Consider the following 21,789-nt stretch of genomic DNA (forward strand, 5'->3'; position numbering starts at 1 on the left):
GATCGTCCGGTAGTACCTGCGCCGCCCCTTCCCCGGAGGCGGCGGCCTCATGACCACCCCCCTGCTGCTCCTCGCGGCGGCCTTCCTCCTCATCCTCGCCAACGGATTCTTCGTGGCGGCCGAGTTCGGGCTCGTCACCGTGGACCGGCCCGACGCGGAGCGCGCCGCCGCCGAGGGCGACCGACGGGCCCGCACCGTCGTCCACGCCCTGCGCGAACTCTCCTTCCAGCTCTCCGGCACCCAGCTCGGCATCACCCTCACCTCCCTGGTGGTGGGCATGCTCGCCGAACCGGCCCTCGCCCAGCTCCTCGCCGGACCTCTCACCGCCACCGGGCTCCCCGCGGGCGCCGTGTCCGGCGTCAGCGTCGTCATCGGCATGCTGCTGGCCTCGGCCGTCCAGATGGTCGTCGGCGAACTCGTGCCCAAGAACTGGGCGGTCTCCCGGCCGCTCCAGGTGGCCCGCTTCGTCGCCGGACCGCAGGCCCGCTTCGCCGCCCTGCTGCGCCCGGTGATCACCCTCCTCAACACCCTGGCCAACCGGCTGGTGCGGCTCCTGGGCGTCGAGCCCACCGACGAGCTGGCCTCCGCCCGCACCCCGGGCGAGCTGGGCTCCCTGGCCCGGCACTCGGCCCGCGCCGGAGCGCTGGAACAGGACACCGCCGACCTCTTCGTCCGGTCGCTCTCGCTGGCCGGACTCACCGCCCAGCACGTCATGACCCCCCGGGTGAAGGTCAGCGCGCTGCACTCCTCCGCGACCGCCGAGGACGTCCTCAACCTCACCCGCGCCACCGGCCTCTCCCGCTTCCCGGTCTACCGGGACCGCATCGACGAGGTCGTCGGCATGGTCCACCTCAAGGACGCCCTCGCCGTCCCCGCCGCCGAGCGCCTGCGCACTCCGGCCGGGCTGATCGCCGTGGCCCCGCTCCTGGTCCCCGTCACGCTCCCGGTGGAGCAGTTGCTGCGGCGGCTGCGCCACGAACAGCCGATAGCCGTGGTCGTCGACGAGTACGGCGGCACCGCCGGGGTCGTCACCCTGGAGGACATCATCGAGGAGCTCGTCGGCGAGGTCCGCGACGAGCACGACGCCGAGGGCGCCGGCCGCCCCGAGCTGACCGCCACCACCGGCGAGGACGGCCGCCCGGCCTGGGACGCCGAGGGCAGTTGCCGGGTCCACACCCTGCGCCGCGGCGGCCTGGACGTGCCCGAAGGGCCGTACGAGACCGTCGCCGGCCTCGTCGCGGGGCTCCTGGGCCGCATCCCCGCCCCCGGCGACGTGGCCGAACTGCCCGGCCTGCGGATCTCCGTCCGCCAGGTCGGCCACAACCGCGCGGAACGGGTCCGGTTCACCCGGACGCCCGGCCCGCGGCTCGACCAGGCCGCCGGCGCCCTGCTGGAGGCCGCGCGATGAGCATGCTCCAACTCCTGCTCGCCGCGCTCCTGGTCCTGGCCAACGGCTTCTTCGTCGGCGCCGAGTTCGCCCTCGTCTCGGTCCGCCGCAGCCAGATCGAACCGCTGGCCGCCCAGGGCTCCGGCCGGGCCCGCACGGTCCTGCACGGCCTGGAGAACCTGCCGCAGATGATGGCCGCCGCCCAGTTCGGCATCACCGTCTGCTCCCTCACCCTCGGAGCCGTCGCCGAACCGACCGTCGCCCACCTCCTGGAGCCGGTCTTCCACGCGGCGCACGTCCCGGACGGGCTGGTCCACCCCCTCGGCTTCGCACTCGCGCTGCTGTCCGTGGTGGTCCTGCACCTGGTCATCGGCGAGATGGTCCCCAAGAACCTCGCGATGGCGGCCCCCGAGCGGACCGCGCTGTGGCTCAGCCCCGGCCTGGTCGCCTTCGCCCGGATCTGCCGCCCGGTCACCACCGCGCTCGGCGCCTGTGCCGGCCTGGTGCTGCGGCTCTTCGGCGTGGAGCCGAAGGACGAGGTGGAGGCCGTCTTCACCAGCGAGCAGCTCAACCGGCTCGTGGAGGACTCCGGCCAGGCCGGCCTCCTCGCCCCGGCGGCGGCGACGCGCCTGGAGGACGCCCTCGAACTCGGCAGCAGGCCCGTCCTCGACGTCCTGCTGGAGCCGGCGTCCCTGGTCACCGTCGACCCGTCGGTGACCCCGCGCCGGATCGAGGAGCTGACGGTGCGCACCGGCTTCTCCCGCTTCCCGGTCTGCGCCGGGGACGGTGGCCCCTTCATGGGCTACCTGCACGTCAAGGACGTCCTGGAGCTGGAGGACGCCGACCGGGCGGTCCCGCTGCAGCTCTGGCGTCCGATGACGACCGTACGGGCCGAACTCCCGCTGGACGACGCCCTGACCGTGATGCGCCGCGCCGCGACGCATCTGGCCCAGGTCGCCGACGCCTCGGGCCGGACCCTCGGCCTGGTCGCCATGGAGGACGTCCTGGAGACCCTGGTGGGCGAGGTCCGCGACCCGGCCCACCGGGTGGTCTCGGTGCCCCGCCGCACGGTGGACGTACCGAAGGGGCCGGAGCTGCCCGCGCCCGGCGCACTCGTGCACTGAGTCCGGCGCCCGCCCGCGAGGGGTGCGGCAGCCACGCCGTACGGGTGGCCGCCGCGCCCCTCGCACGCGTACGGGGCCGTACCGGAGGAACACCTCCTCCGGTACGGCCTCACACCGCGCCCGGCTCCTGCCTGCCCCGGCCCACGGGCCCGCGCCCCGACAGCACCTCGCCGTACGCCTGCATCAGGTCCGGGAGCCGCAGCGTCGACAGATCCTCCCGGGTCGGCGCGGACCGGTAGCCGGAGAGCCGCAGATCGCGGTAGGCGCAGCTCTTCTCGTACAGCGTCCGCAGGAAGCGGCCGTTGCCCAGTTCGTCGATCCACCCCTGGTCCACCACATGGCCGCTGATGGACCGCAGCTCGTCCACCGACTCCTCGTCCCACACGTCGTCGTTCTCGGCGGCCAGGACGCCCCCGATCGCGGTGAGTTCGAGCGGCCGGTAGCTGGGGAAGTCGACCCGGGTGGTGAAGCGGGAGGAGAGCCCCGGGTTGGTGGCGAGCAGCCGGTCCATGCCCTCCGGGTACCCCGCGAGGATGACGACGAGATGGTCCCGGTTGTCCTCGGCCCGCTTCAGGAGCACCTGGAGCGCCTCGTCTCCGTACGCGTCCCCCTTGCTGTAACCGGAGTTGGCCAGGCTGTACGCCTCGTCGACGAAGAGCACCCCGCCCAGCGCCGAGTCGATCAGCTCATTGGCCTTCACCGCCGTCTGGCCGAGGAACTCCCCGACCAGATCGGACCGTTGCGCCTCGACCAGATGGTCGCCGCCGAGCAGCCCGAGGGCGTAGAACACCCGGCCCAGGATGCGCGCCACCGTCGTCTTGCCGGTGCCGGAGGGGCCGGAGAAGACGAAGTGGCGCTTCGGCGGCTGCACGGGCAGCCCCTGCTCGGCCCGCAGCCGCGCCATGTTGAGCTGCGCCGAGAGCGCCTTCACCTGCCGCTTCACCGGCTCCAGGCCGACCATCCGCTCCAACTGCGCCAGCGCATCGGCCAGCAGGGCGGGATCGCTGGGCCCGGCGGGGAAGGGCGGCGGCTTGCGGATCCTGGTGCGGCGGGACCCCTCGACCGGATCGGGAGGGCCCGGCGCCGGCTCGTCCCCGAGCAGCACCCCGTCGCCCAGCGGCCACGCCTCGCGCCCGTCCAGCGGATCGAGGCCCAGCAGCGCGTCCCCCTCCGGCAACGCCTCAGCGCCCGGGGCCCCCGCGCCGAAACCGGACAGGGACACCGCGGCCAGATCCGCCGCCTCGTCGTACCCGTCGCCCTCCACCAGCGCCGCGAGCCGGGCCGAGGTGTCCATGAACGCCGGGTCGACCCGGTGCACCGCCCGGTACAGCGGGAGGGCGGCCGCGCTGCGCCCGGTGCCCTCATGGGCGCGCGCCAGCCAGTAACGCAGCTCCTTGCGCTGCGGCTGCTCACTGCGACATCGCATCAGCGCGGCCGACAGGAGCGGCTCCGCCTGCCCGAACATCTCCAGTCGCACCCGGGCCATCCCGCCGAACAGCCCGGCCTCGATGCCCAGCATCGGATCGTCGACGAGCTGCTCGGTGCAGCGCACCAACTGCTCCCAGTCCTTGACCAGATACGAGCGGCAGGCGTGCAGGAACCGCACCTGCGGGTCCGTGTCCACCGGCGGCAGCCCGGCCAACGCCCGGTCCAGCTCCGGCACATGGCGGCCGTCCAGCCAGTGCGAGGCGTGCGCCAGCAGCAGATCACGGGCGCTCTCCAGCACCGGCTGCACCCACCAGCCGAGCCAGTACCAGGAGTTGAGCGTGCGCCGGTGGCGTGTGCGCTGCTCGCCGAAGCGGTCGCGGTGCTGGTACATGCGTAACAGGGCCGTCGTGGTGTCGACGCGCAGCGCGTGGAGGCCGAGCCAGCCGTCCGCCATGCCCGGATCGAGCCGCACCGCAGCCCTGAACTCCTCCTCGGCCTGCGGATAGGCGCCCATCGTGTAGGCGTCCATGCCACGCAGCCAGGCGAGGTCGGCAGGGGCGCCGGCGCCCTGTGTGCCGATGTTCATCAGGTCCCCCACAAACCGTGCCCCCAGGATGTCCCGCCCGCACAGCATGCCCACCTGAGCGTGCTGAATCACGGCGCGGGGGAAGGGAATTGACCACACCGAGGTGCATCGTACCCGCGCACGGGGGAGCATCCGCCCGACGGCCGAGCGCCGGGGGCGGTGACCGAGAGTGAGGGGATCGCTCTGCGTAGTCGCCGGAATGGGGGGTGAGCGCAGGGCGAAGCCCCCGATCACGGGGGAACAACCGGGGGCTTCGCGTCTGCGGGGGCTCCGAAAAGCCGCACAATGAGAACGTAAGACCAGTACGGGCCCCCGGTCAAGCAGAGTTGGGGCCCTTCGGGGTCGAATTCCGACGGCTCAACGAGACGGGCCGATTCGGCTACCGTCCGTGACGTCGCGGTTCACTCCCGCTGTCACGGCCGGCCCCGGCGACCACCCGTATCCCACCGGCAACTGACGTACCAGCGCGTCGGCGTGGGGCCGTGACGGGTCCTCGGCGAAATGCCGCTCCTCTGCCCGCGTCCACCCGTCCCAGAAACCGGTGAGCGCCGAGCCGTCCCGTCGCCTGCCCCGCTCCCAGGACTCCTCGCGCCCCAACTCCATCCAGCACAGCGCCGCCAGCCACGGCCGCACCTCGCGACGGCCCGCGCCGACCCCCTCCACCAGTACCACCGGGGCCGGCTCCAGGGTGCGAGCCGGCCCGAAGCGGCGCTCCGTCCAGTCGTACGGGGCGTAGCGCGCGGTCTCACCGCGCGAGAGCGGCAGCAGCACCTGGTCCCGCAGCCGCCCCGCCCAGCCGAACAGCTCCTCGTGCGTGGCGAGATCGTCCAGGTGGAGGACCGGCGCGCCGCCCAGCGCGGCCGCGAGGCGGGCGGCGAAGGTGCTCTTGCCCGAACCGGCGTGCCCGTCCACGGCGACCAGCCGGACGGGCCCGCAGGACGGGGGGAGTGCGGCGAGCTCTTCGGCGTGGCGGGCCAGGTCGTCCATGGCCCCAGGGTACGTTCCGGCACGCGGGCGTCCGGGAGGCGTGGCAGGTCATGGCCGTGGCCCGGGCCGTCGGCCGCCAGTGGTCCAGACCCATATTGGTCCGGCGGCCACGGTCGAACCGCTGGCCCGACCCGCGCGCCACCGGGATAGTTGGCGCACGGCACGGCACCACTGCTCCACGTACGTTCGCACGGCACCACTGCTCCACGTACACGTTCGCCCGGCACCACCCCGCTCCACGCACGCGTCGCACGGCACCACACCGCACCACACACGCGTCGCACGGCACGGCACACACCGGCGCACGGATCGCCCGCCCCGGCGCGGCGCCCCACCGCACCCTCGCGCCCCACCGCACCCGCAGACCAGTTTCCGTACCCGTCACCGCATCAGACCGGGGGTCACGCCCATGACCAGTCCGACTTCGCGCAGGACCGTTCTGACCGCCGCGATCGCCGCGGCGGCCGGCGCCTCCGCGGCGACCGCCTCCGCCGCGTTCGCCTCGCCCGCCCCATCAACGTCCGGCGGCCCGACCGCTCGCCCGTCCGCCGCTCCGAAGGCCCTCGTGGACAACCGCTTCTGGCACACCTACACCGACTGGCGCCGCGGCGCCGGGGACGGGACCCGGGTCCTCCCCGGCCTCCGGCCCGGTCTGGTGATCGCGTCCCCGGCCGGCCGCAGCGACTACACCGACCCGCACACCGGTACGACGGCCGCGTGGGAGTACGCCGTCTGGACCTCGCCCGAGCACCGTTGCGCCGTCCCCGCCACCGAGGTGATCGCCTCCTGGAACGCCCGGACCCCGGCGGGCACCTGGATCCAGACCGAGCTGAGCGGCCGGTACGCGGACGGCACCGCGACCCCCTGGTTCGTGATGGGCCGCTGGGCCTCGGGCGACGGCGACATCCGCCGCACCTCCGTGGACGGCCAGGGAGACCCGCACAGCACCGTGTGGACCGACACCCTCTCGGTGGACGACCCGGCGAGCGGCGTGCGCCTGGTCTCCTACCGGCTGCGGCTGACGCTGTACCGCACCCCGGGCAGCCGCCTCACCCCGACCGTGTGGCGGGCCGGCGCGATGGCCTCCGACGTCCCCGACCGCTTCACCGTCCCCGCGAGCGCCGCGGGCCCCGCCCGCGAACTGCCGGTGCCCCGCTACTCGCAGAACGTCCACATCGGGCAGTACCCCGAGTACGACAACGGCGGCGAGGCGTGGTGCAGCCCCACCTCCTCGCAGATGATCATCGAGTACTGGGGCCGCCGCCCCACCGCCCGCGACCTGGCCTGGGTCAAGCCCGGCCTGCCCGACCCCCAGGTCTGCCACGCGGCCCGGTACACCTACGACTACCAGTACGAGGGTTGCGGCAACTGGCCGTTCAACGCCGCGTACGCCGCGACGTACCGCGACCTGAACGCCGTCGTCACCCGCCTCGGCTCGCTCGACGACGTGGAGCGGCTGATCCGCGTGGGCATCCCGGTCATCACCTCCCAGTCCTTCCTGAAGGAGGAGCTGACCGGGGCGGGCTACGGGACGGCCGGCCACCTGATGACGGTCATCGGCTTCACCCGCGAGGGCGACGTCATCGCCAACGACCCCGCGTCCCCCGACAACCGGGCGGTGCGCCGCGTCTACCGGCGGCGGGAGTTCGAGAACATCTGGCTGCGGACCAAGCGGTACGACGCCAACGGCGCCGTACGGAGCGGCACCGGCGGGGTCTGCTACGTCTACTGGCCCTCGGACCTCTCGCCGTCCCGGCGGCGCGTGCTGCGGGAGCTGGGCCTGGTGTGAGCGCGGGCGGCCCCGCGGCCCGGCGGCGCCCCTGAGGCGGCTCCGGGCCGGTCCGGGGCCGCGCCGCCACCGGGTGCTCGGGCGGGAGAACTTCGCGATCGCCCGGCGCGCGATGATCACGGGATGCCACAGTGGGGGCATGCGTAGTGACGAGGCCGGCGTGCGGGGATCGGTCACCGACCTGGTGCGGGAGCGGTGGGGGGTCGCGCTGGGAGGGAAGTTCCCGGAGCGGTTCACGGAGCCGGGGTGGAGTTACGAGGAGGCAGTGGGACGCCGCTGCCCCGAGTGCGGCGGCGAACTCCACGCCCTGCGCAAGCCGTACGAGTCCCAGGGGCGCACCTACCAGTACACGGCGCTCGTCTGTCCCTCTTGTCCCGCCGCGTTCACTCTCGCGGATCTCGGGGTGAAGCGGTACGACCAACTGGCCGGAAAGGTGCCCGGCCAGGCCGTGCGCTCGCCCCGGCCCGGCCCGGCGTCCGCGCCGGCCGTGAGCCGCTCGGACCGGCCGGACGTCGCCGTGACCGCGGTCGTGCGCGTCCCGGGGCAGCCGCCCCTCCGGGTGCGCATGGTCACCGGACCGGTGTGGCCGGGGGACCTGGAGGCGCCCGACGCGACCGAACCGCGCGCGCTGCTGTGGTGCGCGACCGCCGACCCCGCGTGGCGCCCGGCCGACGCGGCGCTCGCGGCGGCCGATGACGTGCGGGTGATCCTTCCCGAGGGCGCGGCGTACGGGGCCCTGCGGGCGTGGCTGGAGGAGCGGGGTGTTCCGTACCGGGTCAGCGGGTACTGGGAGGAGGCCGGGCAGGTCGGCACGGTCGGGGACACCGGCGACCGCACCGAACTGGTCGCGGCCGGTCCGGACGGCGCCGCCCCGGCCACCGGTCGCTGGGCGGCCGCGGCCCGGGACGCCTTCGCCGCCCAGTGGGACGCGCTGGAGGAGCTGCCGGAGGGCGCCGTCGAGGCGTACGTGCCCGTCGGCAGCCTCGTGCCCGACGCCTGGGCCGCCATGCTGCCGCACCCGTCGTTCAACCCGGTGCAGGCCGCCGCCGTCCCGGCGGTGCTGGAGGGCACCGGGCACCTCGTCGTCGTGGCGCCGACGGGCGCGGGAAAGACCCCGATCGGGATGGTCGCCGCCCTGGAGGCGCACGCCCGCGGCCGCAAGGCCGCCTGGCTGGTGCCGCAGCGCTCGCTCACCGACGAACTCGACCGCGAACTGAGGCTGTGGCGTGACCGGGGACTGCGGGTGGTGCGCCTGACCGGTGAGGCGGCGGTGGACACGGAGCTGATCCGGTCGGCCGACGTCTGGGTCGCCACCACCGAGAAGTTCGAGGCGATCTGCCGCGCCGGCTCGTTGCGGGACGCGCTCGCCGAGGTCGGCTGCCTGGTCGTCGACGAGATCCATCTGCTCGGCGACCCGACGCGCGGCGCGGTCCTGGAGGCGCTGCTCGCCCGCGTACGGGACGACAGCGCGGCCACCCGCATCGTCGGCCTGTCCGCGACGGTCGCCAACGCGGACGAGGTCGCGGACTGGCTCGGTGCCCGGCTCGTCCGCACCGTCTGGCGGCCCACCCGGCTCACCTGGCAACTGCCCCTCCTGCCCCCGGTCGACGAGGCCGACCGGACGCGTCGCGCCGCCGTCCGCACCGAGGCCGCCGTCCGCATCACCCGCCAGGTCACCGGCGACGGCGGCAGCGTCCTCGTCTTCTGCGGCAGCAAACGCGGGGTACGGTCCACGGCGCTCGCGCTGGCCGCCGACCGGGGCGTGCCCGTCACCGGCGTGGACGCCGACGACGCCGAGGAGGTGGAACGGCTGTGCACCAAGGCGGGCGTACGGCTGCACTACCGGGACTGGCCGTACAAGCGGGAGGCCGAGCAGGCGTTCCGCGCCCGCGAGGCGGAGATCCTGGTGGCCACCTCCACGGTGGCGGCCGGCGTCAACCTGCCCGCCCGGGCGGTGATCGTCCGCGACACGACCCTGGGACTGGACCGGGTCGAGGTGTCGATGGTCCAGCAGATGTTCGGCCGCGCCGGGCGCATCGGCGCCGGTGAGCGCGAGGGCTGGGCGTTCCTGCTGTGCGACCCGGCCGAACGGGCCCACTGGCAGGCCCGGCTGGCCGCCGGGTACACCGTACGGTCGCGGCTCGACGAGCACCTGCCCGACCACCTCCTCGCCGAGACCGTGCAGGAGAGGCTGTCGACCCTGGAGGAAGCGGAGCGCTGGTGGGCCGGCACGTTCGCCGCGTACCAGGGCCACGACAGCGTCGAACCGCTGCACGACGCCGCGCGGTTCCTCGCCCTGGTGGGCTGCCTCCGGCCCACCGCGGACGCGGACCGCCTGGAACCCAGCCCCCTGGGCCGGCTGACCAGCCGCTTCATGGTGGACGCCGCGGTCGCCGACGACATGGCGACGGCGCTGGGGCAAGCGCCGGTGCCCGACGATCCGCTCGCGGCCGAGCGGGCGCTCGCCTTCCTGCTCAGCACCCGCCTGCCCGTACTCGAACAGGCGCCGTTCACCGAGCGGGCGAAGGCCGCTCTGCGTCGGGTCCTGCGCGAGGCCGAGGACGCGGAGACGGACGACCCGTGGGGGATCGGTCCGACGGAGGGACCCGCGCCCGACGGCGAGCAGCGACCGCAGGCCGGCGACCTCGCCCGCGCGGTCCTGCTGCTCGCGGCGGACCGCCCCCGCCTCTTCCGCGGCCGGCCCGCCTACGTCCTCGGCATCCCCGTCGAATCCATGACCGGCATCCTGGAGGAGGCGCGGCGCTATCTGGCCTGGCTGGGCGCGCAGGGCCCCCTCGGCACCGTCCACCCCTGGGTCGCCGTCGTGGCCGCCGACCTCGCGCTGCGCATCCGCTGGCGCGCCCTGGGCCCGGGCCGGGGAGCCGGACGGCTGCTGTGGATGTGCGAGCGCATGGCCACGGCCCCGCTCGCGCCCCGGCTCGTCCCCCGTCTGTGGGACGCGGCCCGGGCCCGGGGCATCAACGCGCCCGACTGGAGGGGCACGACCCCGCCGGGCGACTGCGTCCTCACCCCGGACCGCTACCGCGCCCTCCTCGCGGAACGCGCCACCGGCGCGCGCCTCACCCTCGACGGCGACACGGCCCGGGTGTGGGCTCCGCCGGGAGCGGTGGTCCGCCTGTGGGACGGCTTGACCGTGACGACCCACGTCGCCGACGGCGAGGAGACCACGCACCTGTTCCCGCCCGCCGACCCGGCGGACCCGTCGGCCGGACGTCGCGGAGCCGCCGTCTTCACGCGCGGCGACCGACTGGCCGCGGGCCCGTTCGAGGCGTACACGGCGCTGCGGGACTGACCACCCCGACCGGGGGCGGCCGCCCCCGGTCGTGCGGCACGGGCACTCGTGCGACGCTCGAACCATCCGTTCCGCCGCCTCCGAGCACGAGGAGCGACCGATGGCTCACCACCACCACAAGTCGAACGACGAGGTCGAGGGCGACCCCGACACCGGTCATGGCCGCGGCATGCCCCGCCGCCCCGACGAGAGGAGGCTGGAGGACCGCGTGGAGGAGGACCGCGAGGAAGTGGGCCTCCCCCCGGAGCCGGGCAGCCGCGACGACGACTGACCCGACCCGGCCGCCCCGGCCGTACACCCGGCGCGGGGCGGCCACGCACGGCGAGGGGGCCGCGCGGCGGTGCCGTGGGCCGGCCCCGGAATCCTTCCGGTGGTAGCCGTTCCGGTTGTGCCGGAGACTCGGCCCTGTGGACGTTCAGGGCGAGGACCAGGCGGGCCGACAGTCCCGTTTCGGGTTCCCCTACCGGCCGCGCGGACCGTTCCGGATCATCGTCTCCCGGCTCGCCCTCGCGTTCGCGCTCATCCTCCTCGGCACGGCGGTCGTCTACCTCGGCCGCAGCGGCTACCGCGACTCCACCGGCCACCCGCTCGGGCTGCTGACGAGCTTCTACTACTCGGCCGTCACCCTCACCACGATCGGGTACGGGGACGTCGTCCCGGCCAGTGACTCGGCGCGCATCGTGAACACCCTGGTGATCACCCCTCTGCGCCTCGGCTTCCTGCTGGTCCTGGTCGGCACCACCATCAGCGCGCTGACGGAGCGGACCCGCGCCGAGTGGCGCGAGCAGACCTGGAGGGGCAAGGTGCGCAACCACACCGTGGTGGTCGGCTACGGCACCAAGGGCCGGGCCGCGGTGGCCACCCTGCGGGCGCGGGGCACCGAGCCCCGGGAGATCGTGGTGGTCGACGCCGCCGCGTCCGCCGTCGGCGAGGCGAACCGGCACGGCCTCGTCGGCATCGTCGGCGACGGGACCCGCTCCGACGTGCTGGCACGGGCGGAGCTGGGCAAGGCGGGGCACGTGCTGATCGCCACCGCGAGCGACGACACCGCCGTCCTCGCGGCCCTGACCGCCCGCCGGATGAACGCCTCCGCCGTCATCACCGCCTCCGTGGCCCGCGCCGAGAACGTCGCCCTGCTGCGCGAAGGCGGCGCGGACAACGTCATCACCTCCTCCGAGACCGCCGGACACCTGCTCGGCGTCGCCTCGCTGAGCCCATCCGTCGGCACCGTGCTGGAGGAGCTGCTCTCCGCCGGACTCGGGCTGGAGGTCGCCGAACGCTCCCCGGAACCGGACGAGGTCGGCCGCGACCCCCGGCAGATCGCCGAGTCCGTGCTGGCCGTGGTCCGCGACGGCAGGCCCCTGCGCTACAGCGACCCCCGGATCGGCGCCGTCCGCGCCGACGACCGCCTGGTCATCGCCCGCGAGACCCCCGCGTCCCACCGGCGGCGGCCCGGCCACGAGGGGAAGGGCTGAGCGGCCGGAGGGCCCGCTCCCGCTTCCGTACCGGCGGCCACCGCGTCAGCCCGGCTGCGGCACCATGCGGTGCAGGCCCTTGCGGTCGTAGTAGCGGGTCATCAGGAAACCGAAGACCAGCGCGAGGGCGAACCCGACCGCGAGCATGATCCAGGCACGTCCCAGCCCGGCGTCCGCGCGCGCGTCGAAGTAGAGGATGGCCCGGACCCCGGAGACGAGCTGGCGCATGGGCTCGAAGACGGCGAGGAACCGGTAGAAGCCGGGTACGGCCTCCAGCGGGATCGTGGCTCCTGAGGACGGCAGGGCCAGGGCGATGAACACGAACATCGACACGATCTGGCCGATGCTCCCGAAGGCGGCGTTGATCGCCTGGACGCCCAGCCCCACGCTCAGGCACGAGCAGTACGAGAACAGCGCGAGCAGCGGGATGTGCGAGGCGTCCATCCCCAGCACCGTGATGCACGCCAGCATCACCAGGGCGGTCATCGGCAGGCACAGCACCGCCGTCATGACCGACTTCAGCAGCAAGGTCTCGGTGCGGTTGACGGGGATGGTGGGGCGACGCGTGTGCCACGGCCCGATCTCCGCGTCCGCGTACCCGAGAGCGGTGTCGACGCCGTTGTGGATGATGTTGCCGCCCAGGAACCCCGCCAGGACGAGCAGCAGCGTGTAGTAGAACGCGCTGAGCCCCAGCCCGCTGTGGCCGCCGATCGGATGCCCGGTCTCGGTGACCACCTCCACCGGGTCCGCGAGCAGCAGCCTCTCCGCGGCGCTCGCGTCGGCGAACGCGGGGGAGCCCCCGATCTGCTCGCCGATCCCGGTCGACGCCTTCCGCGCGGCCTGCTGGGCGATACGGGACGCGAAGGACGAACCGAAGCTGCCCATGCCGGGGTTGGTGAGCACGGTCAGGGTGGGCCGGGCGGCGTCACGGCCGCCGAGCGACCGTACGTCGTCCGTGAAGTCCTCCGGGATGACGAGGGCCCCGTAGACCTTCCCCGAGGCGAGCTGGTCCTTGAGCTCCGCGGGGTCCAGCCGCCGCCACCGCACCTCGTCGGACGAGGCGGCGCCGACGACCTGGGCGCTGATCCGGGCGCCCAGGTTCTGCTCCGCCCCCGGCAGCGGCCGGCCCGTGTCCTCGTTGACCAGGGCGACCGGGAAACGGTGCAGCCGGTCCTCCGGTTCGAGGATGCCGCCCATGTACAGCAGGGACAGCACCAGGGAGACCAGGGCGGTGAGCAGTCCGGGCACGATCCACAGCTTCGGGTGCCCGAGCACCGTCCGGAGCCTCCCGGCGTCCACGGCCGTCCGTCGGCGTCCGGAGGTCATGCGGCCGCGTCGGGCCGGTCGTACGTGTAGAAGCCCCGGCCCGTCTTGACGCCGAGGTGTCCCGCGTCCACGTACGTTTTGAGCAGCTCGCGGGGGCCGGAGGGGAGGTGCGGGTTCTCGTCGGCGTAGTGGTTCTCGATGTCCAGGACCACATCGAGCCCGACCTGGTCCATCATCCGGAAGGGGCCCGCCTCGACACCCATGTTGATCTTCCACATCCCGTCGACGTCCTGCGGGGTGGAGACCCCCTCCGCCACCACGGAGAGCGCCTCGCGTTTGATGGCCGCCCAGATGCGGTTGAAGATGAAGCCGGTCGACTCCTTGTGAGCCTCGAACGGGAACACCCCGTACTTGGGCAGCTCCTTCTTCAGCAGCTCCATGACCCCGGGGGCGGTCGCGCCGTCCGACATGATGTCGACGGCGTTCTGCCGCGGCGGCATGTAGAAGTGGATGTTCAGCACGCGCTCGGGGTGCCTGACCCGGTCGATGAACTCACTGGACGCGTAGCTGGAGGAGTTGCTGGCCAGGATCGCGTCGGGCGCCGCCGTCCGGTCGAGTTCGCCGAAGATCTCCTTCTTCAGGTCCAGCCGCTCGGGCACGGCCTCGATCACGAGCCACGCGTCCGACAGGGCCTCGGCCAAGTCGTCGGTGACCACCACCCGGCCCGCCCTGCCGCCGTCGAGGCGGGCGACGAGATCCGGAAGCTGCTCCTCGACGTAACGGCGGGCGGCGGCCCCGGCCTCCTCCGACTTGTCGTGGATGCGGACGAGCCCGCCGCGATCGGCGAACATCAGCGCGATCCGACGCCCGAGGGTGCCCGCGCCGATGACCGCGACCGGCCGTTCCTCGATGTTCCCGGGCAGTGCGAAGGACATGGGTGCGCCCCTTCCCGTACGGATACCGCGGCCGCTTCCCGGCTGCCGGACCAGTCTCGGCGCGGGACGGCCGGGCGGCGAACGGATGCCGCCGTACGGGGCAAGGGGGGCGTCGGCGCACCGAGGGCGGCCGGGCGGAGTGGCCACCGACGCGAAGGGGGCCCCCGCGGCCGCCACCTAGACCAGTGGGGCCAATGGTGCGGACCAATTCACCTTCCCCCAGGGCCCTTCGGGCCCGTGACCTGGCCCGTCGCCCCCGTGACGGGAGCCCGTCGATCGGGCATACTCAACGCGCCACGGCCGATGACCGCGCCCCTGTGATCCGGGAGGGCAGGATCGGCCGGGCAGTCTGTTTTTCCCGGTTCACTTCCGGGGGATCACCCGGCGGCGCCTCTCCCACCCCGAGCGCGCGACCGTCGCAACGCCCGACAGGGAGGAGAGCGCCGTCATGACCGACCGTGCCCCGCAGCCGGTGGAACGCCGTCTGCCCACCGAGGAGTCCCGGCAGCTCGTCGAGCTCGTCCGCGACATCGTGTCGAAGGAGATCGCTCCCCGGACGGCCGAGGAGGAGGAAGCGGGCGTCTTCCCGCGCGAGGTGTTCTCCCTCCTGTCCGAGTCCGGACTCCTGGGCCTCCCGTACGGTTCCGCCCACGGCGGCGGCGACCAGCCCTACGAGGTCTACCTCCAGGTCCTGGAGGAACTGGCCGCCGCCCGGCTCACCGTCGGACTCGGCGTCAGCGTCCACTCCCTGGCCTGCCACGCCCTCGCCGGTTTCGGCACCGACGATCAGCGCGCCGCCCACCTCCCGGACATGCTCTCCGGCGGCCTGCTGGGCGCCTACTGCCTCTCCGAGCCCGCTTCCGGCTCCGACGCGGCCTCCCTGCGCACCAAGGCCGTACGGGACGGGGACGACTGGGTCATCACCGGGACCAAGGCGTGGATCACCCACGGCGGCGTCGCGGACTTCTACACCGTGCTGGCCAGGACCGGGGTCGAAGGGGCGCGCGGCATCACCGCCTTCCTCGTCCCCGGCGACGCCGAGGGGCTGAACGCCGCGATCCCCGAGAAGAAGATGGGGATGAAGGGCTCGCCCACCGCCCAGCTCCACTTCGACGGCGTACGGGTCGGCGACGACCGCCGCATCGGGGAGGAGGGGCAGGGCTTCGCCATCGCGCTCTCCGCCCTCGACTCCGGGCGGCTCGGCATCGCCGCGTGCGCCGTCGGGGTCGCCCAGGCGGCTCTGGACGAGGCCGTCCGGTACGCCACCGACCGGCGGCAGTTCGGCCGTCCCATCGCGGACTTCCAGGGGCTGCGGTTCATGCTCGCCGACATGGCCACCCAGATCGAGGCCGGCCGGGCGCTGTACCTGGAGGCGGCCCGGCTGAGGGACGCGGGGCAGCCGTTCTCCCGGCAGGCCGCCATGGCGAAGCTGTTCTGCACCGACGCGGCCATGCGGGTCACCACCGACGCCGTCCAGGTGCTCGGCGGCTACGGCTACACGCTCGACTTCCCGGCCGAACGGCTGATGCGCGAGGCGAAGGTGCTCCAGATCGTGGAGGGCACCAACCAGATCCAGCGCATGGTCATCGCGCGCCACCTCGCGGGTCCCGAGACGCGCTGAGGCGCTGGCCCCCTCACGTCCAGGAGGGGAACGCCGCGGCCCGGTTCCACTCCGCGTCGCGGCGGCCCGGCACCGTGCGGCCCGCGCTCTCCCACTGGCTGAGCAGCGCGCCGTAGATGGGCGGGTCCGCGGGGGAGCCCATAAGCGGGGCCCCCGAGGGCCGGGGCAGCGGCTGAGCGGGCGCTCCCGGCTGCGGAACCGATTCTTCGGGGGCGGGCGGGGTGAGTCGGCGACGACCGGAACCGACGGGCGAGGGCAGCGTGGTCATACCGGGCCAACGCGGTGGGCCGGGCCGGGGTCACTGCCGAACCACGTCGACCGCCCGTTCGTGGGTGACCGCTGGCGGAACTCCGGCACCACGGCGGCCCGGCCGTCGTGGTGCGGGGCGTCTTCGGGCGTACGGCTCAGGCGGCGTCGCGCCGCATCCGCGGTACGCGCAGCGGACGGGAGCCGGGTCCTCCGGCGTGCGAGAAGGGCTGCATCCGCCAGTCGAGGCCCTGGGGCAGCGTCAGCAGCAGCCCGGCCTCCTGCTCCTGGAGCTCCAGCGTCTCGTCCGCGGGCAGGGCGTCGGCCACACCGCGGCCGGTCCCGGCGCAGACGGTGAGGACGAACGGATTCCACGGCGAGGGGCAGCGGGCGTGCTCCGGCAGCGCGTCCTCGTCGGCCAGCAGCGCGATGGGCTGCGCGCAGTCCGGGCAGATGACCCGGACCATCTCGAACATGTCGTACGCGTCGTCGGTGCCGTCGTCGTCCGGATCGACAGGCTCCGGTTCGGTGCGTCCAGTGAGCTTCAGGCTCTGCATGACATTTCCCCCCTCGGGTGGGCCGACAAGGCGCTGTGGCCTCGACCACAGCAAGCACTTCCCGTCGCACCTGGCCGGTAACCGCGCGGCCGCCCGCTACTGACCCGTAAACATGTGGCGTTCGTCACACGCGGCCCGCAGATGCCCTTCAGCGGTCCCCGTGGCTGTGCCGACACGGCTCCGGGGCCATAGGTTGATCCATATGGAGGAGCTGGACCGTCAGATCGTCGATTTGCTCGTCAAGGACGGGCGGATGAGCTACACCGACCTGGGCAAGGCCACGGGCCTGTCCACCTCGGCGGTTCATCAGCGTGTCCGCCGGCTGGAGCAGCGCGGGGTGATCCGCGGCTATGCCGCGGTCGTCGACCCCGAGGCCGTCGGGCTGCCGCTCACCGCGTTCATCTCGGTGAAGCCGTTCGACCCGAGCGCCCCCGACGACATCGCCGAGCGGCTCGCCGGCGTGCCCGAACTGGAGGCGTGCCACAGCGTCGCCGGGGACGAGAACTACATCCTCAAGGTGCGAGTGGCGACCCCCCTGGAGCTGGAGCACCTGCTCACCCGGATCCGTACGCTCGCGGGCGTCTCGACCCGGACCACGGTCGTTCTCTCCACCCCGTACGAGGCCCGGCCCCCGCGGATCTGAGCCCGGTGCGCCCGTCCTCCGGAAGGGGGGCCGGGGGCCGGGCGCCGGTCCGCAGGCGCGAGACTGGTCCCATGAGCCAGAGCACCGCCCCCCGAAGCGCCCCCGACCACCGCACCGTGCTGCTGCGCGGCGGCGACGTCCACAGCCCCGCCGACCCGTTCGCCACCGCGATGGTCGTCGAACGCGGGCATGTCGCCTGGGTGGGGTCCGAGGGGGCGGCGGACGCCTTCGCGAGCGGCGTGGACGAGGTGGTCGACCTCGAAGGCGCCCTGGTCACCCCGGCGTTCACCGACGCCCACGTGCACACCACCGCCACCGGCCTGGCCCTGACCGGGCTCGACCTCTCCGCGGCCCGCACCCTCGCCGAGGCCCTCGGCCTCGTCCGCGCGTTCGGCGCCGGCCGCCCCGGCGGGGACGTCCTGCTCGGACACGGCTGGGACGCGGCCCGCTGGCCCGAGCGGCGCCACCCCTCGCGCGCCGAGCTCGACGAGGCGGCCGGCGGCCGGGCCCTCTACCTGCCGCGGATCGACGTCCACTCCGCCGTCGTCACCACCGCCCTCCTGGACCTCGTCCCCGGCGTCACCGCGATGCGCGGGTACCACCCGGACGGGCCGCTGACCGGCGACGCCCACCACGCGGTACGGGCCGCCGCCCACAACGCGCTCCCCGCCGCCCAGCGGACCGCCGCCCAGCGCGCCGCCCTCGACCACGCGGCCTCCCTCGGCATCGGCAGCGTGCACGAGTGCGGCGGGCCCGAGATCTCCGACGAGGAGGACTTCACCGGCCTCCTCGCCCTCGCCGCCGAACGGCCGGGGCCGCGCGTCCTCGGCCTCTGGGCCGAGGAGGTCACCGGCGAGAAGGACGCCCGCCGCCTCCGCGAACTCGGCGCGCTCGGCGCGGCCGGAGACCTCTTCGTCGACGGCTCCCTCGGCTCGCACACCGCCTGTCTGCACGAGCCCTACGCTGACGCCCCGCACACCGGAACGGCCCACCTGGACGCCGCCCGGATCGCCGCCCACGTCGCCGCCTGCACCGAGGCGGGCCTCCAGGCGGGCTTCCACGCGATCGGCGACGCCGCGGTCACCGCCGTCGTCGACGGGGTCAGGGCCGCCGCCGAGAAGCTCAGCCTGGACCGCATCCGAGCCGCCCGGCACCGCGTCGAGCACGCCGAGATGCTCACCCCCGAGACGATCGCCGCCTTCGCCGAGCTGGGCCTCACCGCCTCCGTCCAGCCCGCCTTCGACGCGGCCTGGGGCGGGCCGGAGGGCATGTACGCCGATCGGCTCGGCGCGGAGCGGGCCGCCGGCCTCAACCCGTACGCGGCGCTGCTGCGCGCCGGCGTGCCGCTCGCCTTCGGCTCCGACAGCCCGGTCACCCCGCTCGACCCCTGGGGCACCGTGCGGGCCGCCGCCCACCACCGCACCCCGGAGCACCGCGTCTCGGTCCGCGCCGCCTTCACCGCCCACACCCGGGGCGGCTGGCGGGCCGTCGGCCGCGACGACGGGGGGCTGCTCGTGCCGGGCGCCCCGGCCGACTACGCCGTCTGGCGCACCGCCGAACTCCTGGTCCAAGCCCCCGACGACCGGGTAGCCCGATGGTCCACCGACCCCCGGTCCGGCACGCCCGGCCTGCCCGACCTGACGCCCGGGGCCGACCTCCCCGTCTGCCTGCGGACCGTGGTCCTCGGACACACGGTCTACGTGCGACCGAACGAGTGACGTCGGGACATTTCGTACCGCCGGCCGGTGGCCGGATCACCGGTCCGCGACCTGCGGCCCTTCGTCGCTGACCAGCGAGTTCCGGGCATACCCGCAGGTCGCGCGGGTGTTGACAGAAAGCGGCCGGAGGCCGGTAGGTTCGGCCGGGTCCACCACAGGACGTCCGACCGGTCGAACCTCCACGCAGTCGTCGAACGCCGCTGGGTCATGAGGGGGTGTGCCGCACACCGGCGCACCGCCACTGACAGCCAGGTTCAGCGCCCGCGCCTCGGGGGCGAGGGAAGGTCTCGGCCGGACGGAGGGTGGGACCCGGGTGGGGCCCGGACGTTCAGTAGACAACGGCTTTCGGTCGACCCGCAGCCAGCGGGTCCCAGGTCGGCCCGAAGGGCGCCGGGCCCCGATCCGCAGGTCATCGACGGGATCCGGGCGCGTCCGCGGCGAGTTCCCCGGTGGGGGCGAACCCCGCGGCCCGTGTGCTCGATATGGTGTCCCCCTGTGTACGGACTCTAAGGGGCAGTAGTGAACGACGGCGGTCAGAGGCAGTTCGGCCCGCTCGGCAAGGTCCTGGTGATCATTCCGACCTACAACGAGGTCGAGAACATCGGACCGATCGTCGACCGGGTGCGCACCGCCGTCCCGGATGCGCACATCCTGGTGGCCGACGACAACAGCCCCGACGGCACCGGGAAGGCGGCCGACGAGATCGCGGCCGCCGACGACCAGGTCCACGTCCTGCACCGCAAGGGCAAGGAAGGGCTCGGCGCCGCCTACCTCGCCGGCTTCGCCTGGGGCCGGGAGAACGGCTACGGCGTCCTCGTCGAGATGGACGCCGACGGCTCCCACCAGCCCGAGGAACTGCCCCGGCTGCTCACCGCGCTCAAGGGCGCCGACCTGGTCCTCGGCTCCCGCTGGGTGCCCGGCGGCCGCGTGGTCAACTGGCCCAAGAGCCGCGAGGTCATCTCGCGCGGCGGCAGCCTCTACTCCCGGCTCGCCCTCGGCCTCTCCGTCCGGGACGTCACCGGCGGGTACCGCGCCTTCCGCACCGAGACGCTCGACGGCCTCGGACTGGGCGAGGTCGCCTCGCAGGGCTACTGCTTCCAGGTGGACCTGGCCCGCCGCGCGGTCGAGGCGGGCTACCACGTGGTCGAGGTCCCCATCACCTTCGTGGACCGGGAGGTCGGCGACTCCAAGATGAGCCGGGACATCCTCGTCGAGGCGCTCTGGCGGGTCACCGGCTGGGGCATCACCTCCCGCGCGAACAAGGTCCTGGGCCGCAAGACCCCCTGACGTACGGGCGGGGCCGGACCGCTTCATGATCACCCCCTTACGTCACTCGCACTCCGGTACGGGCACACTGGGAGCATGACGACCGGCACTCCGCCCCCGACCCGTCCCCGACGTTCGCGCGTCCGTAGATTCCTGCCGCTGGCCCTGGTCGCCTGGCTGGTCCTGGAGGTCTGGCTGCTGACCCTGGTCGCCTCGGCCGCGGGCGGCCTGACCGTCCTGCTGATCCTGGTGGCCGGGGCCGCGCTCGGCTCCGTGGTGATCAAGAGCGCCGGCCGCCGGGCCTTCAAGAACCTCACCGAGACCCTCCAGCAGACGCCGGGACAGCCCGGCGCGTCCGCCGAGCCGGCGGGCGCGATCGGGGGCGGCAAGGGCTCCCGGGGCAACGGACTGCTGATGCTGGGCGGGCTGCTGCTCCTGATCCCCGGCCTCATCTCCGACGTGGCCGGACTGATCCTGCTGGTGCCGCCGGTACGCACCCTGATCAGCCGCTCCACGGAGCGCTCGCTGGAGCGCCGGATGCGGGCCGCGGGGCCGGGCACCTTCTCCGACGCCTTCCAGCAGGCGAGGATGCACCGGCCGGACGGCAAGGTCGTCCAGGGCGAGGTCATCCGCGAGGACGGCCCTCAGCCGCCCTCGGGGCCGGACGACGACCCCCGGGGCCCCCGCCCGCCCCTCACTCCCTGAGGCGCCGGGAACGCCGAGAGGTGCCGCGACGGTACGACTCGCGGCTCCCCGGGCCCGGAGGGGCAGGGGAGCCGCACCGCGCGTCCTGCGGAAGCCGTCGCTGCCGGGGCCGGAGAGCCGCGACGCGCGTCATGTGGAAGTCGTGGCTGCCCGGCCATGCCGAAAAGCCGCGGCAGCTGCGGGAGCGTCGGGCGGGAAGCCATCCGTCCCCCGACATGCCAAGAGCCGCGGGCCGTGACACAGAACATGTGTCACGGCCCGCGCAGAACCGCCAGCCTCTCGGCCAGCACCTCCTCCAGCTCCTCACGGGTGCGCCGCTCCATGAGCATGTCCCAGTGCGTGCGCGCCGGCTTGCCCTTCTTCTCCTCGGGGCCGTCCCCGTCCACCAGGAGTGCCTGGGCGCCACACGCCTTGCACTCCCACTCCGGCGGAATTTCTGCCTCTACCGAGAACGGCATCTCGAATCGATGTCCGTTCTGGCATGCGTACTCCACCGCCTGGCGCGGGGCCAGATCGATGCCGCGGTCCGTCTCGTAGCTGGTAACCACAAGTCGCGTGCCGCGGAGAGCTCGCTCACTCATGAATCGTGCCTCCCGGGCTTGTCGCCCACAGGACAAATGTCGCTGTCGTCGTCATCCGGTCAACGTCCGGTCGGCGGCAAAGATTCCCGTTGCCGGTCATGCGTCGCCCGTCGTGCCGCTGCCTTGTCTGGGTTGAGTACCCGCCCATGCCCGGTTTGTCAC

The 21,789-nt window shown here is 73.9% G+C and carries 18 protein-coding genes; 11 read left to right on the forward strand and 7 right to left on the reverse strand.

Annotated features, from left to right (window positions below):
- Nucleotides 1-49 precede the first annotated feature (49 nt).
- A complete protein-coding gene (locus tag IF19_RS0111845; RefSeq protein ID WP_030276884.1) occupies nucleotides 50-1,408 on the forward strand; it encodes a hemolysin family protein in 1,359 nt (452 codons plus the stop codon).
- Nucleotides 1,405-2,511, forward strand: a complete 1,107-nt coding sequence (locus tag IF19_RS0111850) for a hemolysin family protein (RefSeq protein ID WP_030116424.1) — start codon at nucleotides 1,405-1,407, stop codon at nucleotides 2,509-2,511. The genes IF19_RS0111845 and IF19_RS0111850 overlap by 4 nt, the downstream gene beginning before the upstream one ends.
- Nucleotides 2,512-2,620: 109 nt before the next feature.
- On the opposite strand, the gene IF19_RS0111855 is transcribed toward IF19_RS0111850, so the two are convergent.
- Complete coding sequence (locus tag IF19_RS0111855) at nucleotides 2,621-4,525, reverse strand: AAA family ATPase (protein ID WP_030116425.1); 1,905 nt, start codon at nucleotides 4,523-4,525, stop codon at nucleotides 2,621-2,623.
- A gap of 357 nt (nucleotides 4,526-4,882) precedes the next feature.
- Nucleotides 4,883-5,512, reverse strand: coding sequence for a uridine kinase family protein (locus tag IF19_RS0111860; RefSeq protein ID WP_030116426.1), 630 nt, complete (start codon nucleotides 5,510-5,512; stop codon nucleotides 4,883-4,885).
- 409 nt (nucleotides 5,513-5,921) lie between these two features.
- Here IF19_RS0111860 and IF19_RS0111865 point away from each other — a divergent pair, with 409 nt between their 5' ends.
- The 4 genes from IF19_RS0111865 (at nucleotide 5,922) to IF19_RS0111880 (ending at nucleotide 12,089) form a co-directional block, all read left to right on the forward strand.
- A complete protein-coding gene (locus IF19_RS0111865) occupies nucleotides 5,922-7,301 on the forward strand; it encodes a peptidase C39 family protein (RefSeq protein WP_030121223.1) in 1,380 nt (459 codons plus the stop codon).
- A 139-nt stretch (nucleotides 7,302-7,440) separates the two neighbouring features.
- Nucleotides 7,441-10,614: a DEAD/DEAH box helicase gene (locus tag IF19_RS01000000134655; protein ID WP_234313186.1), complete on the forward strand. Its 3,174-nt coding sequence runs from the start codon at nucleotides 7,441-7,443 to the stop codon at nucleotides 10,612-10,614.
- A gap of 100 nt (nucleotides 10,615-10,714) precedes the next feature.
- The gene (locus IF19_RS1000000137635; RefSeq protein ID WP_169749609.1) at nucleotides 10,715-10,885 is read left to right on the forward strand and encodes a hypothetical protein; all 171 of its coding nucleotides are present in this window, start codon (nucleotides 10,715-10,717) and stop codon (nucleotides 10,883-10,885) included.
- A 136-nt stretch (nucleotides 10,886-11,021) separates the two neighbouring features.
- The gene (locus tag IF19_RS0111880; RefSeq protein ID WP_030116430.1) at nucleotides 11,022-12,089 is read left to right on the forward strand and encodes a potassium channel family protein; all 1,068 of its coding nucleotides are present in this window, start codon (nucleotides 11,022-11,024) and stop codon (nucleotides 12,087-12,089) included.
- Nucleotides 12,090-12,134: 45 nt separating this feature from the next.
- On the opposite strand, the gene IF19_RS0111885 is transcribed toward IF19_RS0111880, so the two are convergent.
- Both IF19_RS0111885 and IF19_RS0111890 read right to left on the reverse strand, forming a co-directional pair.
- Nucleotides 12,135-13,415 carry a YhgE/Pip domain-containing protein gene (locus IF19_RS0111885; protein WP_050493773.1) on the reverse strand — a complete coding sequence of 427 codons (1,281 nt, stop codon included), beginning with the start codon at nucleotides 13,413-13,415 and terminating at the stop codon, nucleotides 12,135-12,137.
- Complete coding sequence (locus tag IF19_RS0111890) at nucleotides 13,412-14,290, reverse strand: 3-hydroxyacyl-CoA dehydrogenase family protein (protein ID WP_030116432.1); 879 nt, start codon at nucleotides 14,288-14,290, stop codon at nucleotides 13,412-13,414. Before IF19_RS0111890 ends, IF19_RS0111885 begins: the two co-directional genes overlap by 4 nt.
- A gap of 448 nt (nucleotides 14,291-14,738) precedes the next feature.
- Here IF19_RS0111890 and IF19_RS0111895 point away from each other — a divergent pair, with 448 nt between their 5' ends.
- Nucleotides 14,739-15,911 carry an acyl-CoA dehydrogenase family protein gene (locus tag IF19_RS0111895; protein WP_030116433.1) on the forward strand — a complete coding sequence of 391 codons (1,173 nt, stop codon included), beginning with the start codon at nucleotides 14,739-14,741 and terminating at the stop codon, nucleotides 15,909-15,911.
- 13 nt (nucleotides 15,912-15,924) lie between these two features.
- Here IF19_RS0111895 and IF19_RS1000000138665 read toward each other — a convergent pair whose 3' ends face one another.
- Nucleotides 15,925-16,053, reverse strand: coding sequence for a hypothetical protein (locus IF19_RS1000000138665; protein WP_257135624.1), 129 nt, complete (start codon nucleotides 16,051-16,053; stop codon nucleotides 15,925-15,927).
- Nucleotides 16,054-16,315: 262 nt separating this feature from the next.
- Complete coding sequence (locus IF19_RS0111905) at nucleotides 16,316-16,714, reverse strand: hypothetical protein (RefSeq protein ID WP_030116434.1); 399 nt, start codon at nucleotides 16,712-16,714, stop codon at nucleotides 16,316-16,318.
- 202 nt (nucleotides 16,715-16,916) lie between these two features.
- Here IF19_RS0111905 and IF19_RS0111910 point away from each other — a divergent pair, with 202 nt between their 5' ends.
- From IF19_RS0111910 to fxsA, 4 genes are all read left to right on the forward strand, one after another.
- Nucleotides 16,917-17,357: an Lrp/AsnC family transcriptional regulator gene (locus tag IF19_RS0111910; RefSeq protein ID WP_030116435.1), complete on the forward strand. Its 441-nt coding sequence runs from the start codon at nucleotides 16,917-16,919 to the stop codon at nucleotides 17,355-17,357.
- Between the two features lie 71 nt (nucleotides 17,358-17,428).
- A complete protein-coding gene (locus tag IF19_RS0111915; protein WP_030116436.1) occupies nucleotides 17,429-19,075 on the forward strand; it encodes an amidohydrolase in 1,647 nt (548 codons plus the stop codon).
- A gap of 519 nt (nucleotides 19,076-19,594) precedes the next feature.
- Nucleotides 19,595-20,362, forward strand: coding sequence for a polyprenol monophosphomannose synthase (locus IF19_RS0111920; RefSeq protein ID WP_030116437.1), 768 nt, complete (start codon nucleotides 19,595-19,597; stop codon nucleotides 20,360-20,362).
- Nucleotides 20,363-20,437: 75 nt separating this feature from the next.
- A complete protein-coding gene (fxsA, locus tag IF19_RS0111925) occupies nucleotides 20,438-21,046 on the forward strand; it encodes an FxsA family membrane protein (RefSeq protein ID WP_030116438.1) in 609 nt (202 codons plus the stop codon).
- A gap of 251 nt (nucleotides 21,047-21,297) precedes the next feature.
- On the opposite strand, the gene IF19_RS0111930 is transcribed toward fxsA, so the two are convergent.
- Complete coding sequence (locus IF19_RS0111930; RefSeq protein ID WP_050498997.1) at nucleotides 21,298-21,627, reverse strand: RNA polymerase-binding protein RbpA; 330 nt, start codon at nucleotides 21,625-21,627, stop codon at nucleotides 21,298-21,300.
- Nucleotides 21,628-21,789: the final 162 nt, after the last annotated feature.

The sequence above is a fragment of the Streptomyces californicus genome (assembly GCF_000717645.1).
Taxonomy (GTDB): Bacteria; Actinomycetota; Actinomycetes; order Streptomycetales; family Streptomycetaceae; genus Streptomyces; species Streptomyces californicus.